Annotated in this window: 8 protein-coding genes; all 8 read left to right on the forward strand. The window is 39.6% G+C overall.

Going from position 1 to position 16,051, the window contains the following annotated elements; all coding sequences use genetic code 11:
* Nucleotides 1-25 precede the first annotated feature (25 nt).
* The 8 genes from G6N79_RS10935 to G6N79_RS10970 all read left to right on the forward strand — a co-directional run bounded on the left by G6N79_RS10935 (nucleotide 26) and on the right by G6N79_RS10970 (nucleotide 16,047).
* Nucleotides 26-1,141: a glycoside hydrolase family protein gene (locus tag G6N79_RS10935; RefSeq protein WP_103907598.1), complete on the forward strand. Its 1,116-nt coding sequence runs from the start codon at nucleotides 26-28 to the stop codon at nucleotides 1,139-1,141.
* Nucleotides 1,142-1,143: 2 nt separating this feature from the next.
* Nucleotides 1,144-3,543, forward strand: coding sequence for a glycoside hydrolase family 2 TIM barrel-domain containing protein (locus G6N79_RS10940; RefSeq protein WP_103907597.1), 2,400 nt, complete (start codon nucleotides 1,144-1,146; stop codon nucleotides 3,541-3,543).
* A 123-nt stretch (nucleotides 3,544-3,666) separates the two neighbouring features.
* On the forward strand, nucleotides 3,667-6,699 hold the full coding sequence (locus G6N79_RS10945) for a SusC/RagA family TonB-linked outer membrane protein (RefSeq protein ID WP_262508105.1): 3,033 nt from the start codon (nucleotides 3,667-3,669) through the stop codon (nucleotides 6,697-6,699).
* A gap of 9 nt (nucleotides 6,700-6,708) precedes the next feature.
* Nucleotides 6,709-8,451, forward strand: coding sequence for a RagB/SusD family nutrient uptake outer membrane protein (locus tag G6N79_RS10950; RefSeq protein ID WP_103907595.1), 1,743 nt, complete (start codon nucleotides 6,709-6,711; stop codon nucleotides 8,449-8,451).
* 3 nt (nucleotides 8,452-8,454) lie between these two features.
* A complete protein-coding gene (locus tag G6N79_RS10955) occupies nucleotides 8,455-10,965 on the forward strand; it encodes an L-rhamnose mutarotase (RefSeq protein ID WP_103907594.1) in 2,511 nt (836 codons plus the stop codon).
* Between the two features lie 8 nt (nucleotides 10,966-10,973).
* Entirely contained in the window at nucleotides 10,974-12,059 is a 1,086-nt protein-coding gene (locus G6N79_RS10960) for a Gfo/Idh/MocA family protein (protein ID WP_234993263.1), read from the forward strand.
* Complete coding sequence (locus tag G6N79_RS10965; protein ID WP_103907592.1) at nucleotides 12,056-13,636, forward strand: SLC5 family protein; 1,581 nt, start codon at nucleotides 12,056-12,058, stop codon at nucleotides 13,634-13,636. Before G6N79_RS10960 ends, G6N79_RS10965 begins: the two co-directional genes overlap by 4 nt.
* A 248-nt stretch (nucleotides 13,637-13,884) precedes the next feature.
* The gene (locus G6N79_RS10970; RefSeq protein ID WP_103907591.1) at nucleotides 13,885-16,047 is read left to right on the forward strand and encodes an alpha-L-rhamnosidase-related protein; all 2,163 of its coding nucleotides are present in this window, start codon (nucleotides 13,885-13,887) and stop codon (nucleotides 16,045-16,047) included.
* Nucleotides 16,048-16,051: the final 4 nt, after the last annotated feature.

Below are 16,051 nucleotides of genomic sequence, written 5' to 3' on the forward strand. Positions count from 1 at the left end.
TTTCGCGAAGCTTTAAAATTAAGATATGAAACACCTGATAAATATATGCATTAGTTTATTTTTCTCCACTTTTTTAATCGCTCAGACGGAATTTGCTTCTGTCTCGCAAGAAGAAATGCAGAAAATTTATGAAGAGGTCAAAACTCCCTACAAATATGGTTTGGTTGTGCTTCCAGCAGATCCTTCCTTTCAAATAGATTGTCCAACCATTTACAGGGAAGGAAGCATGTGGTACATGACTTACATCGTGTTCAATGGCCAGGGATATGAAACCTATCTGGCGAAAAGTAAGAACCTTTTGGATTGGGAAACACTTGGTAAGCAGATGAGTTTCGGTTCAGGCAATGGATGGGATGTCAGCCAAAAAGCTGGGTATAATGCATTAGTTGATACCGAATGGGGCGGGAATTATAAACTGCATACCTATGATGGGAAATATTGGATGTCCTACTTCGGTGGATCGTCGGTAGGTTATGAACCCGAACCATTGGCTATCGGTATGGCATTTACAGCTAAAAAGCCGACCTCGGCATTTGAATGGAATAGACTTCCAGAACCCGTACTCAGTAATACGGATAAGGATATTCGCTGGTGGGAAAACCGGAATAAATTGTTTAAAAGTTATGTAATTGAAGATCCTCAACGGAATACTGGTCATCGATACATTATGTATTATAATGCTGTTGGCGATTCATTGGTAAATAATAAACCAACCAGATGGTACGAGCGAATAGGTATGGCGGTATCAGATGACATGCGGTCTTGGAAAAGATATTTAACTGACCCTGTGGTTCACCATCCGGTAGGAATAACCGGCGATCCGATGATTCAACGCATTAACGATACTTGGGTCATGTTTTACTTCGGTGCCTTTTGGAAAGATAAAAAAGGGGCATTTAATCGATTCGCCGCTTCGAAGGATTTAATTCATTGGACAGATTGGAACGGTCAGGATCTGATTCAATCATCCACACAATTTGATGAATTGTATGCACATAAGTCATTTGTCATTAAACATAAAAAAGTTGTTTATCATTTTTATTGTGCAGTAGATAAATCAGGAAACCGAGGGATTGCGCTAGCAACTTCCAATAATCTAGGGAAAAGTCCCTTGCAATTTACACCTAAACAAAAGAATTAATCATGAAACATAAATGGTATTTAACCTTACTTTCTATATTCTTATTCCATAGTTTATTTGGTCAGGGACGGGAAGAGATTCCCTTTAATTCGAATTGGAAATTTACGCTTTCTGATGATTCCAGATTCAGCGCATTGGATTACAATAGCGAAGACTGGAAGACCGTAGAATTACCTCATGATTGGAGCATTGCTTCGGATTTCGGAAAAGAATATCCAGCAGGGAATGCAGGTGGTGCTTTGCCAGGTGGAATAGGGTGGTATCGCAAAGACTTTAAATTAAATGAAATCGATCGAATGAAACATGTTTTCATTCGTTTCGGGGGTGCCTATCGATACACCGATGTTTGGATAAACGGAGTTCATCTTGGAAAAAACAACAATGGATACCTCTCATTTGAGCGGGAATTAACAAAACATTTGCACTATGGAGATCAAATAAATACCATAGCAGTTAAAGTAGACAACAGTCTCCAGCCAAATTCAAGGTGGTATACCGGATCTGGGATTTACAGAAACGTGACGCTGGAAAAAAGAAATCCTTCACATTTATTAAGGGAAGAAACTTTCATTACTACCCCAAAAGTAAGTAAAGAAGAAAGTGTGATTCGGATTCAAAGTTCAGTAAATACTCCTGCCGAAGATGGTGAAATTGTGCTCCAAGATCCGAACGGTGAGGAGGTGTTACGCAAAAAAGTAACCTTTAATTCAGGGAAGTTGGATGTTCGATTTTCCATTCCTGAGATAAAACTTTGGAGTGTCGAGGATCCTCAGCTATATCAACTGCAGATTAATATCCTTGGAAATGGGAGAAACGTGAAAGATATGCTCACATATCGAGTAGGTTTTAGATCATTTCATTTTGATACGGATAATGGATTTTTCTTAAATGATCAATTTTTGAAAATCAAGGGGGTTTGTCTTCATCATGATTTAGGCCTATTGGGCGCAGCTTTTAACAAGTCAGCAGCAAAAAGGCAACTATTGATCATGAAGGATATGGGCGTCAATGCTATTCGTACTGCACATAATCCTCCAGCAGAAGAGTTGTTAGATCTCTGTGATGAAATTGGGCTTCTGGTTTATAATGAGGCATATGATATGTGGAACAAAAGGAAGAACAAGTTCGATTATCATATTGATTTTGCTGAACATCATTTAAGGGACTTGGAGACATTTGTTAAACGAGATCGTAATCATCCATCCATTATTTTATGGAGTATTGGAAACGAAATTCGAGAGCAATTTGATAGTACGGGAATGGGATATACCAAAGGTATGGCATCATTGGTGAAACAATTGGATCCAACACGACCGGTAACGGCTGCATTGACAGAAAACAATTACAGTAAAAATTTTATTGCCCAGGCAAATGCGCTTGACGTGTTAGGGTTTAATTATAAAATTTTCGATTATGACCGGTTGCCTAAAGAATTTAAGGGGATTCCTTTGATCGCATCGGAAACGACTTCAGCACTGCAGACTCGCGGAGTATATGATCCTTTGCAGGATACCATTCAATTGTGGCCAGCATCTTCCAAAGATAAATTTGTTGTAAATGGAAATAGCGACTTTACGGTATCGGCCTATGATAATGTTGCGGCATATTGGGGAACAACCCATGAAAAAGCATGGTTAGAAGTTAAAAAAAGAAATTATTTAGGCGGTATTTTCGTATGGACTGGTTTTGATTACCTAGGGGAGCCAGTTCCTTATCCTTTTCCTGCCAGAAGTTCCTACTACGGAATCGTTGATTTGGCAGGAATTCCAAAGGATGTTTACTATATGTACCAATCTGAATGGACTGATGCTGAAGTGTTACATCTCCTTCCACATTGGAATTGGGAGGAAGGACAGCACATCGATGTCTGGGCCTACTATAACAACGCTGATGAAGTAGAGTTGTTTCTCAATGAAAAAAGTCTAGGTAAATCCGCTAAAACTTCTAACAGATTACACGCTAAATGGGAAGTGCCATTTGCCCCAGGAACTTTAAAGGCCGTAAAATATAAAGATGGAAGAGTGGTGCAAGAAGTTATCAAGCGAACAGCTGGTGCTCCAAGAAAGCTATTAGTGGCAACTGAGCATGAACGCTTTGCTGTAGGGGACACCACGGATCTGTATTTTATTCAAGTTTCCCTATTGGATGCCCAAGGAAATCCTGTTCCGAACGAGGAGTTAGATCTCCAGTTCAAAAGTATAAAAAATATAAGAATTTTAGGTACGGACAACGGATTTCAAGCAGACCTCAAAAGCTTGAGTCTACCGAATCGGCAAACACATAAAGGAGTGTTAGTAGCATTTGCTAAAAAAGATAATCCAGATGAAGAGGCCATTATTCATATAGAATCCAAACTTGGAACAGAGAAATTAATTCTCAATGCAGATAAAAAACCTAATTAACAATTATAAATCAACGCCATGGTAAATCAAATTAAGAAAGGACGATTTTGTCCATTACCACGATTTTTGACCCTCCAAAGGACAATTCTTGGTTTTGGAATAGTACTGGGATGCCAGTCCACAATGTTGGCAAGTCCGCATGGAATTAAAGCATTGGACCGTGTAGTTCATTACCAGGAACAAGAAGTGAAAGGAAGGGTGACGGATGACCAAGGACAGCCCCTATCTGGAGTGACCGTAGCCTTGGAAAATTCGGTTATTGCTACTTCAACAGATATGGAGGGTAATTTCACTATTCGTTTATCTGGTCAGAACGGAAGATTAAAATTCACCTCTTTAGGATTTCAAGAAAAATTTGTCGATGTAATTGCAGGACAATCTTACCAGGTAAACTTGTTAGCTGATAATGAAAATTTGGATGAAGTGGTGGTTATCGGTTACGGGACGACAAAAAAGCGTGATCTAACTGGTTCTGTCACCTCATTGAAACAAGATGATATCGTTCGATCGCCAGCATCCAATGCATTGGAATCCATCCAAGGACAGGTACCAGGATTGGAAATTACGCGAAACTCAGGGAGTGCTACCTCTGGTATTTCCATGAATATTCGTGGAAAGCGTTCATTGGCCAAAGCAGAGGGTGCAAATTCACCATTGGTCATCATTGATGGAATGCAAGGCGGAAATATAGCTGATATTCATCCTCAGGATATCGCTTCCTTTGATGTGTTAAAAGATGCTTCTTCAACGGCCATATATGGTTCTCAGGGAGCAAATGGAGTTATCATAGTGACCACGAAACGTGGGCAGAATGGCAAACCACGAGTGAATTATAATACCTACCTGGGTATGAACGGTTGGGCGCTTTATCCGGAGATGCGTACGGGAGATGCCTATATAAATTTGCGCCGGGAAGCAGCGAAAACTGCCGGACAATGGAGTACCCCAGAGGATGACCAAACACTGTTTAATGCCGGTGAATGGACAGCTCTGAATAATAACCAATGGGTAAATTGGAAAGATGAGGTTTTTCAAACAGGTTTTGTACAAAATCACCAATTATCGGTTTCTGGTGGGAATGCCAATACCCAAGGTATGCTTTCCGGAGGTTATTACAAGGAATTAGGCTCTTTTAAAAACGACAACCTTAGTAAGTACAATTTGCGGTTAAATGTTGATCAAACAATCAATGATTTTATTAAAGTAGGAACCACTTCCCAGATTACGCATTATGACGGAAACACAAGAGCAGATAATGTTCTTTGGAGGGCTTCTACGAATGTCCCGCTAGGCACGGTGTATGATGACGCTGGAAAGGTGGTATTGTGGCCATTGGGTCGAGAGGGCAAGGTTAGCCCTTTGGCAGATGAACTTTCAGAATATACTGCACAGCATCAACTCGTAAACACAAACCTCATAGCAAATGGGTTTGTGGAATTGAAACCATTTACCGGATTTTCCTTCCGGTCAAATTTTGGTGCAAACTTATCCTTCAATAAAAACAACAATTTTGACAGCGCAAACTCTATCGATCGAGCAGGGGAGTTCCCTGATTCCAAAGCGAGTATTTTCAATAATGATCGGAAATTCTTAAACTGGGATAATATTGTCAATTATACGGTTCCTTTAAATGAAGATCATAACCTCGCATTCACAGGTTTAACCTCTTGGACAAAAGGAAGAACTACCACATCTTATTTAGAAGGAACTGGGCAACTTGTTGAAGAACAGTTGTGGCATAATTTAAGCGCGAACGATAAAGACTCGTATATTATTCGTTCGGGATTCATCCAAAGCCAAACCTTTTCCTATGCCCTTCGTGCAAACTATTCATTTAAAGGAAAATATTTATTAACTGTCTCAAACCGATGGGATGGTGCATCACGCCTTTCAAAAGATATGAAATGGGCGGCATTTCCTTCTGTGGCTGCTGCTTGGCGAGTAAGCGATGAATCGTGGTTTAAGACAGAGAAAATTAGTGATTTGAAATTGCGTGTCAGTTATGGACAAACTGGAAACTCCGGCATTAGTGAATATGGTACACAATCAGGACTTTTAGGCTATTCAAACGCAGCATTTCAAGATCAAGGATTTGTATACTATGCTTATAATACCCTATTAGGAAATGAAAACCTGGGGTGGGAGCGATCGGCCCAGTGGAATATAGGTATGGATATGAATTTATTTTCAAATCGCATAAATCTTGTTGTCGACCTTTATGACACCAAGACGACTGACATTCTGTTACCTAGGACATTACCAACTTCTATGGGGTCAGGTAATAACACGCCATTTCAAATTTATCAAAATATTGGAAGTACCCGGAATAAGGGAATTGAGGTTGTGTTAAATACCAAAAACCTAGATAAAGAATTTAAATGGAGTAGTGATTTCACCTTCGGAGCCAATAAAGAAGAAATTACGGAATTAATTGACGGTCGTGATATTATTGGTGCGACCACAAGGGAGACAGAAAGTTTATTGATCGGTCGCCCATTGCAATCTTTCTATACGTTCAAACGGTTGGGAATCTGGCAGGAAAGTGAAGCTGATGAGGCTGCGAGATATTTCAAGGATCAAGCAAAAACCCAAAGCTTTAAACCGGGGGATATAAAACTTGCCGACCTCAATGGTGATAACATTATTGATGACGTAAATGATGTAACATACATAGGAACGACCTCGCCCCGTTGGACTTTGGGGTTCAATAATACGTTCACCTATAAGAATTTTGATCTAAACGTTTATGCGCTTGCCCGTTGGGGACAGATGATGGAATATGATTTTACAGCCTCATTTGATCCACAGGGAAAAGGGAATTCGCCGGCGTACTTAAATTATTGGACACCAGAAAATCAAAGCAATGATTTCCCGAGACCTAACTTAACCAACTTCTACAACTATTTGGGTTATCAATCTTATAATTATGTAGATGGATCATATATCAAGCTAAAGACCATTACGCTTGGTTATAAATTGGATAAAGACCTTCTCCAGCGAGCTAAGCTCAATGGTGTCCGTTTTTATGTAAGTGGTAACAACCTGTTTTCATGGGCCAAAAGTGAATTTGTTCAGGATTATGATGCAGAAAGAGGTGGTTCGGCAAAAAGTCCATTATTGCGTCAGTTTGTGTTTGGTGTAAACTTAGATTTTTAAGGAGGAATTATGAAAATATCGAAATATATTATCGGAATCGGCTTATTCAGTGCGTTAAATGCATGTAGCCTTGAAGAATATAATCCAGGAGGCACGACATCAGATGTTGTGTTCTCTATAGAAGCCGGAATGAACGCCCTAGTAAATTCCGCCTATGTTTATTTTGGCTCCCAGTTTTATGGTCGTGAAGATATATTAATGTTGACCGAAGGGGGTACAGATCTTTGGATAAACATCGCAAATTCCGGATATGGTCGTCAAATGACGAAATATGATGGTTTAAATGCAACGGTTGGTCAAATACGAAATACATGGAATCGTTTGTATGAGATCGTAAATTATTGCAATGCAGGTCTTGAGCGCATCAACGAAGTGCCATTTGCCAATGAAACAGAGAAAAAATCGAGAATTGGAGAATTGTCCTTTTTGCGGGCTTACGCCTACTGGCATATCGTTGAACAATTCGGAAATGTCGATCTGCGCACTACAGAGACTAAAGCTGTAGTCATGGAGGCACAGCGGTCGCCTGTATCAGCGTTTTATGATTTAATGCTTGCAGATTTAGATGTAGCTATTCAGAATTTGCCAATTGATCCCATCCCGGCAACCGATGTAGGACGGGTAACCTTAAAGGCAGCTTATGGGCTGAAAGCAAGATTAGCATTAACTCGTGCGGGACACGAAACAAATGCAGCTGAAAAAGATAAATATTACAAGATAGCGTCGCAAGCAGCAAAATATGTTGTTGATAATCAAAGCCAGCTAAAAGTATCACTTTACGATTCACCCGTGGAGGTATTTGCACCAGCAAATAACAAAAATAATAAGGAGGCGATGTTTATAATCACACATTCGACGGTTAATTCCTTAAATCCTCAGCCAAATAATCCAAACCGATTACATATATGGTTTAAAGCCAAATATTCTGCGAAGGCGGGAATGATTCGAGACCTGGAATATGGTGCTGATAGGAATTCCAATTCCGGAGGATGGGTTTTAATGCCTACCCGACACTTGCTTGAACTCTATAATGAGCAAATCGATCGCAGATACCAAGATTGGTTCAGAGAAAAATATAATCTTAATGTGGATTCCTATACGTGGAAAGTCGACGACTTGGCAGCATTTGAAAAACCGGCAAGTCTGGTGAATACAACTTTGAAAAGAGGAGATTTGGCTTTATGGTTTACTAAACAGAAGGTTAGTGGAGATAAACGGAATACTCCATATGCATTGGTTGATATCGATGACACCTATACAGGCGATGTCGTGACTTCTAATGCACGTTTTAATGTACATTTTCCTGCACTGAAAAAGTACGACGATCCAGATTTGCCAGAAGCAGGGTCACAGGCAGGATCCAAAGATGTAATTGTTATGCGTCTTGCCGAGATGTATCTTATTGTTGCCGAAGCCGAAGCCATGCAGAGTGGGGGAAATAAAGCATTGGCAACAGAGATGGTAAATGTTTTACGTCGGCGTGCTGCGATGCCAGGGAAAATTAATGAGATGTTGGTAGATCAAGGAAATCTGAACATCGATTTTCTATTGGAGGAACGAGGACGTGAGCTTTGTGGCGAGCATATCCGTTGGTTTGATCTGAAACGAACCAAAAAGCTGTACAATTATGTGCAGTCCTACAATAAGAACATTACCTTAATGCAACCATATCATATAAACCGACCTATACCTCAGCAATTTTTGGATGCTATTAGCAATGCTGATGAATTTGGTCAAAATGAAGGGTATTAATCAATGAATACGTTAATTAAGGGGATCGTTTTTATACTGGGCCTGTTGATTTGCCTTCAAGCAGTTGGAACAGAGCTATATGTAGGTAAGACTTCATCTGCGACGAAAAGAGATGGTTCGGCATCCGCACCGTATGCTTCTTTGGAAGATGCATTGCGACATGTCCGTGAACTACGGAGATTAAACGATCCTCAAATTCGAAAAGGTGCGAAAATTTATGTTCAGGATGGTGTTTACCATCCTGAACAACCAATCTTGATCAGACCGGAGGATAGTGGGACATCAGAAAGTCCTACAGAAATAATTGCTTTAGGAAAATCCGCAATTATATCTGGCGGTGTGGAAATTCGGACCTGGCAAAAATTGAACAAGCACCCTGAAATCTCCTCCCACATAGCGAAGCATATTTATGTTGCAGAGGCTCCGCGCAAATCAGGAAGGTACTTTTCTTTTAGGCAATTATGGGTTAACGGTAAAAAAGGAATCCGTGCAGAGAGTCATGATGATCAATCCCTGCCGAGGATCCTCAATTGGAATTTTGAGAATGGTACGGCCATAATACCCAATGTATTTCCGGAGTTTGAACTCAAACCAGGGATGGAATTTTTCATTCACCAATGGTGGGCTATTGCTCAACTTCGCGTAAAGGATGCCAAAGTAAGTAAGGATAGTATCGTACTGTCTTTTCATGAACCAGAAGCAAAGCTTCAAAATGAACATCCTTGGCCAAAACCATGGTTGTCCAAAGAGCATGGTAATTCTGCATTCCGTTTAGTAAATAGTCTTCAATTTTTAGACCAACCCGGTGAATGGTATTTGGATGAAGATAACCACAAAGTTTATTATTATAAACGCAGTGATGAGCAGTTAACGGAAGGATCAGTAATCGTTCCTTATCTGGAAACGTTGGTGGATATAGTCGGCAGCCCAGAATCTCCAGTTCAGTATGTTTCCTTTAATGGCCTACAATTCAAACACAGTTCATGGCTGCGCCCCCATTTCCAAGGCCATGTAGCATTACAGGCAGGCATGTATTTTTTGGATGCTTATAAATTAAAAGTTCCGGGTACCGCTGATAAGAAGGGGTTGGAAAATCAAGCTTGGTTAGGTCGACCACAGTCGGCAGTTTCAGTGAAGAACTCTGCTTTTACATCATTTCAGAATTGCCGATTTGAACACTTGGGCGCTTCGGCTATCGATTTTGTAATCGGCAATGTCAATGACACACTAACAGGAAATGTCTTCAAGGATATTGCAGGAAATGCAATTGTATTGGGTAAGTTTTCAGATCCGGAATTTGAAGCTCATCTTCCTTATCTTCCGAATGACAATCGCGTAGTAACGACAGGGACAATCATTCGGAATAACCTAGTGACCAATGTGGGAAATGAAGATTGGGGAGCCGTAGGAATTGCAGCAGGCTTTGTTAAAGATGTTGTCATTACCAACAATGATCTTAGCGATCTGCCCTATACCGGAATCAGTTTAGGATGGGGATGGACCCCAACAGTAAATGTGATGAAGAATAATACTGTCAGTCGAAATAATATTGTTCGCTACGGGAAGTATATGTACGATGTAGCAGGAATCTATACATTGTCTGCCCAGCCAGGGACTAAAATTCAAGAAAATAGAATCGATAGTATCTATGTTTCTCCATATGCACATCTACCTGAACACTGGTTTTACCTTTATACGGATGAAGGTTCGGCATATATGCAGGTAACTGACAATTGGTTCCCTTCGGAGAAAATTCTTCAAAACGCAAATGGTCCTGCCGTAATTTGGGAAAATAACGGTCCTGCTGTTAGCAAGGAAAAATTAAAATATACAGGACTAGAATCGACATACAGCCATCTACTAAGTGAAAGACATGTAGTTCCAGCAAGCGCTAAATTTAACGCTTACACTCCCTTCACAAAGCCTGTTTTTGTCCAATTTCGGATTAAAGGCCAGGAACTGTCCAAAGCTGAATTAAGTCAATTTTTGAAAAGGCAAGGAGCAGATGTCAATGAACTTTATCATTGGAGCGAATATGCTGTTTTAAAAACCAGCGATGAATTGGGAAAGAAAATTGTTTCAGCGGCAGTGGCAAATTATCCTACTGTTGAAATTAAGCTTTTTAATGATCTATTCTATGCTTTTGATCGTAGTCGCTGCGGTGATGATCAACTTTCGGACTCTTTGGACTATGTTGTTTTAACATGTGCGCTAAAGGATGATAAGGAGATGCAAAAGACATATTATCAAATGCACGCTACCCAGTTTGAGGAGTGGCCTCAAGTAGCCAAAGGTTTCTGCCAGGCAGGCTTTCAAGAAGTGCTTTTATATAGAAAGGATAATCAATTGATGCTGTTTATATCCTTTCCGAAAGGAAAACGATTTGAAGATATAGACCCTTTGACAGTGCGGAACAATCCTAAGGTAAAGGAATGGAATGAAATAATGAGCACGTTCCAGGTAGGGATACCAGGAACAGATAGCCATGAAACATGGATTTTTATTGAAAAATAGATATTAAAGTGAAAAAATTAAGATTAGGGATTTTAGGTTTAGGTGAGGGCCGAAGTACAATGTCTGCCGCCCTACAAAGTGAGTTGTTGGATTTGATTCAGGTTTGTGATCTGAATGAAGACTTAGGAAGAAAAAGAAGCAAGGAATTTGATTTTCATGCCTACACAAATAATTATCAAGTCATGCTGGACAATAAGGATATTGATGCCATTGCTATTTATACTCCTGATCATTTACATGCCAGCCATATAAAGCAGGCATTAATGCATGATAAACATGTTATCTGTACAAAACCTTTTATCGATAATTTGGCCGATGCAATGGATTTACTGCAATTGGCAAAGGATAGAAATAAAAGGGTTTTCGTTGGCCAAAGTTCACGGTTCTTTGAGCCAGTTAGGAAACAACGGCAGGATTTTGAAGCTGGATTAATTGGTGATTTGATAACCATTGAGGGCTATTACCATGCCGATCACAGGTGGTTTTTAGAGAAGCCATGGTCCTTAGAATCAAAGTTTAAATGGTTATATGGTGGCCTAAGTCATCCTGTTGACTTTATTCGATGGTATTTGCCGAATATACAGGAGGTGATGGGCTATGGCATGCTCAGTAGTAATGGACAAAAAGGAGGTTTAAAAAATTATGATACCATGCATTTTATCTTTAAAGCGGAAGATGGTCGAGTCGCTAGGGTTAGTGGGGCCTATACCGGACCGATTCAACCGGTAACTCGCGATAGTGAAATGAGTTGTATTCTCCGAGGGACCAATGGGGCTAGCCAAGCGGACTACATGGATCTACGGTATGCAATTACAGATAATACAGGGGAAGAACGCATGATCACTTGGGAACACAAACTGAAACATTATTTCCGTTTTGAAGGCAAAAGTCATCATGCAGGGGAATATCAGAATTATCTAGAATATTTTGCTCAAGCAATTTTGAACAATACGGAGGCTTTCCCGGATATGAAAGAAGGAATCGGTACAATAGCGTTATTACAAGCAATGGATGAATCTTTGGAAACAGGAAAACCTGTTTCCCCTAAAGATCTTCTGGCCCGATTCGGAATAAACCCAAGTGATTTAGCATGAATTCAATCTTAAATAAACTAACGCTATTCGATTACATCATTGTATTTGCATACTTAGCCGCTTTATTATTGATTGGCTTGTTGTCCTCCAGAAAAAAAGCCGAAGGTGCCGGACATTTTTTGGCCAATAAATCATTAAGTTGGTATAGTATAGGATTTAATATGTGGGCAACGAACGTGGGGCCTTCCATGTTATTAGCTTTTGCAACCGTGGGGTATGTAACAGGGATGGTTGCGGTCAATTTCGATTGGTATGCATTTATTTTTCTATTTCTGTTGGCAGTCGTATTTGCTCCACGGTATTTAGCTTCTAGCGTGCGCACGCTACCAGAATTTTTGGGCATTCGTTATGGAAAACAAACACAAACCATCCTAGCTTGGTATTCATTGGTAAAAATGTTAATTTCCTGGCTTTCTCTGGGCCTGTTTGCCGGAGGATTTTTGGTTCGTCAGATCCTTGGAATTCCAATGTGGCAATCGGTTACATTTTTAGTCGCATTGGCAGGATTGTTCGCTTACACGGGAGGACTAAAAACGGTTGCTAAGGTCAATATTTTTCAAATGATTCTCCTGATTGTCGTATCAGCCCTCTTAACAGGCTTAGGACTTTCCAAAATAGGGGGGTGGGGTGCATTGGTTGACCAAACACCTCCGGATTTTTGGACCTTAATTCGACCTGCTTCCGATCCGGATTATCCATGGTATGCAATTTTGTTGGGGTATCCCGTTGCGGCTGTTGCATTCTTCTGTACAGATCAAGCTATGGTGCAATCTGTTCTTGGTGCGAAGAATCTGGAACAAGGCCAATTGGGGGTGAATTTTATTGCTTGGCTTAAAATATTATCCTTGCCATTGTTCATCCTACCAGGCATTATCTGTTCTGTTCTATTCCCTGGATTGGAAGATCCATCTTTGGCCTACATGACCATGGTTACCACACTATTTCCAACAGGATTAAATGGATTGGTCATCGTAGTCCTCATAGCCGTTCTGGTGGGAACTATTGGATCATCTTTAAATTCATTAAGCACTGTATTTACAATGGATATATACCTGAAACGCATAAATCCGAATGCTGATAATAAACAGATTGTGCAAGTAGGACGTTACTGTATCATTGCAGGTTGTTTTATTGCGGTGATGATGGCCATTGCTATCGATCAGATAAAAGGCCTTAATTTATTTGATGTTTTTCAGTCGATTCTTGGATTTATAGCCCCGCCATTGACTGCGGTATTTTTATTGGCTGTTTTATGGAGAAGAGCAAATAAAGCTGCAATTAATACAATATTAACATTTGGTTCAGTATTAAGTCTGGGAGTAGGTGTCTGTTTCCTCTGGGTGTTCCCAAAGGATCAGTATGATTTTTGGCCGCATTATTTAATGTTGTCTTTTTATCTGTTTATTCTATTACTGTTCATCGGTATAATTATTTCTCTTGTAATACCACCTTCTAATTTTGAAATTGGATATGGTAAAAATGAAGTTATCGTATTGGAAAGACCTGTTTTAAAGGTCAAGATTGCATGGTTGTTATTGTTTATTACAATGATTATCTTATATCTAATATTCAGCTGACCGAAACTTATATAAATTAAGAGATTATTAGGCTTTTTCATAATGCAATTTCGCTGGCTCATATTTTATGGCCAGCGATTTTTTTATACCTCATTTCTCAATGGTAATATCATACAAGACCTGGGGAACATCATATAAGTGCTGCGCATTCTATTTATTTAAGTTTGTTATTGGCCAGCCCATTGAATTGGCAATTTAGATTGTCAATTGATGGCCAATTATAAACCATTTCAATCGTGTTTCTTGTTATGAAAAAGCTTCTTTTCAGCTTCAGTCTAATTTTTCTTTTAAATAGTGTATTTGCCCAACAAAGTCCCACTTGGATTTGGTATCCGGGAGATTTTGAAATTTGGCTCAGTAATGAAATGCAAAATCGTCGGACAGAAAGAGAAACTTATTTCCCCCCATTTTGGCGAATGGATTCACACTATGTATTGGTGGAATTTCATAAAGAATTTGAACTATCCTCTCCAGAAGAGATAACCATTGCTGCAGAGGGTAAATATAATGTAAAAGTAAATGGGAAAATGCTCCCTGGTATGCCTAGTAAGGTGGCGCTTAATGCCGGAAAACAAAAAATAAATATTAAGGTGTATAATCAACAGACTGTTCCAGCTTTATTTGTGGAAGGAAAGCAGGTTACCACTGATAAGGACTGGAAAGTAACTTTTGAAGATAAGGAATGGATCGATGAGACTGGTAAGGCATCCAGCCAATCAGGTACGATTTATGTCAATGCAGGAACTTGGAATTTCAACTCTTTAGACAAAAAACCTTCTGCTTTTAAATTGCCAACGCGTCTGGAACAGGCTGTTAATTCCAGTAAAATAGGAGAAGGAACGCTGATCGACTTCGGTAAAAATACGTTTGGATTCCTTACACTTCATATACTCAAAGGAAACGGTAAGGTTGGAATATATTATGGCGAGTCAAAAGAAGAGGCTTTAGATACTAACCATGGCGAAACGTTAGATGTATTAAACGTAAACCTTCCTCAAGCAAAGGATTCTACTCTGGTAAACTCGAAAGGGTTTCAATATGTTTATGTTGTACCCAATGGTAATGTGGCGTTTGATAAAGTCTCCATGCAATATGAGTACCTTCCTGTAGAAGATCGTGGGTTTTTTAAAAGTTCTGATGAGCAAATGAATAGAATTTGGGAGGTTTCAAAATATACAATGGAATTGACTTCACGCGAATTTTATATCGATGGAATCAAGCGAGATCGTTGGATTTGGAGTGGAGACGCTTACCAATCCTATGCAATGAATTATTATTTGGGATTTGATTCAGAGACTGTCAAACGTACAATTCTAGCTCTACGAGGGAAGGAACCAACCATGACGCATATAAATACGATTATGGATTATACCTTTTATTGGTTCCTAAGTATTTATGATTATTACCAATATTCAGGAGATAAAGAATTTATTGCATTGATCTATCCGCGGATGAAAACCCTTATGGATTTTGTCATGAAGCGTCGCAATAAGGACGGATTATTGGAAGGCCTTGCCGGAGATTGGGTTTTTATAGATTGGGCAGAGGGGTTAAGTAAAAAAGGAGAAGTTAGTTTTGAACAACTTCTTTTTACTAGAAGTTTAGAAACCATGGCATTGTGCGCAGACATTTTAGGTCAACAGGAAGATAAAGCTGCATTTACCAAAGAAGCTTCATTAATGAGGGATAAGTTTATGGATTATTATTGGAATCAGAATAAACAGGCTTTTGTCCATAGCCGTGTCGATGGTCAACAGACTGATGATGTAACAAGATATACCAATATGTTTGCTATATTCTTTGACTATCTGAATCCACAACAGCAAGCCGGTGTAAAAAAGAATGTTCTTCTGTCAGATGAAGTCCAAAAGATCATGACCCCATACATGCGATTCTATGAATTAGAGGCTTTATGTGTTCTTGGTGAGCAAGATGAAGTTTTTCAACAGATGAAGGATTATTGGGGGGGTATGCTCCAACTCGGCGCCACAACATTCTGGGAAGAATACAATCCTGCGAAATCTGGAATAGACCATCTGAGTATGTATGGGCGGCCATATGGGAAAAGTCTATGTCATTCTTGGGGAGCCAGTCCGATATATTTATTGGGGAAATATTACCTGGGTGTAAAGCCGACTTCTCCAGGGTATCAAACGTATGTGGTAGAGCCCCATTTAGCATCCATGAATTGGATGGAAGGGAAAGTACCAACGCCAAATGGTGATATTAATCTACATGTCACTAAAAATAAAGTGAAAATTAAAGCAGATACAGGAGTTGGAAACCTGAAGCTGAAAAGCAAAAAAAGACCAACATCCAAACAAGGAACTTTCTTAGACATTGGCGACCAAATGTATGAATTAAAGATCGAACCGAATAGATCTTACGAAATTGATTATTTAGCAATATAGTACA

Origin of the sequence: Sphingobacterium lactis (assembly GCF_011046555.1) — a bacterium.
GTDB lineage: Bacteria > Bacteroidota > Bacteroidia > Sphingobacteriales > Sphingobacteriaceae > Sphingobacterium > Sphingobacterium lactis.

What these genes read in the sequence shown, in the direction of transcription:
- G6N79_RS10970 (WP_103907591.1), top strand. Translation starts at nt 13,885, where the DNA reads ATGAAAAAGCTTCTTTTCAGCTTCAGTCTAATTTTTCTTTTAAATAGT.
- G6N79_RS10945 (WP_262508105.1), top strand. Translation starts at nt 3,667, where the DNA reads ATGTTGGCAAGTCCGCATGGAATTAAAGCATTGGACCGTGTAGTTCAT.
- G6N79_RS10935 (WP_103907598.1), top strand. Translation starts at nt 26, where the DNA reads ATGAAACACCTGATAAATATATGCATTAGTTTATTTTTCTCCACTTTT.
- G6N79_RS10955 (WP_103907594.1), top strand. Translation starts at nt 8,455, where the DNA reads ATGAATACGTTAATTAAGGGGATCGTTTTTATACTGGGCCTGTTGATT.
- G6N79_RS10940 (WP_103907597.1), top strand. Translation starts at nt 1,144, where the DNA reads ATGAAACATAAATGGTATTTAACCTTACTTTCTATATTCTTATTCCAT.
- G6N79_RS10965 (WP_103907592.1), top strand. Translation starts at nt 12,056, where the DNA reads ATGAATTCAATCTTAAATAAACTAACGCTATTCGATTACATCATTGTA.
- G6N79_RS10950 (WP_103907595.1), top strand. Translation starts at nt 6,709, where the DNA reads ATGAAAATATCGAAATATATTATCGGAATCGGCTTATTCAGTGCGTTA.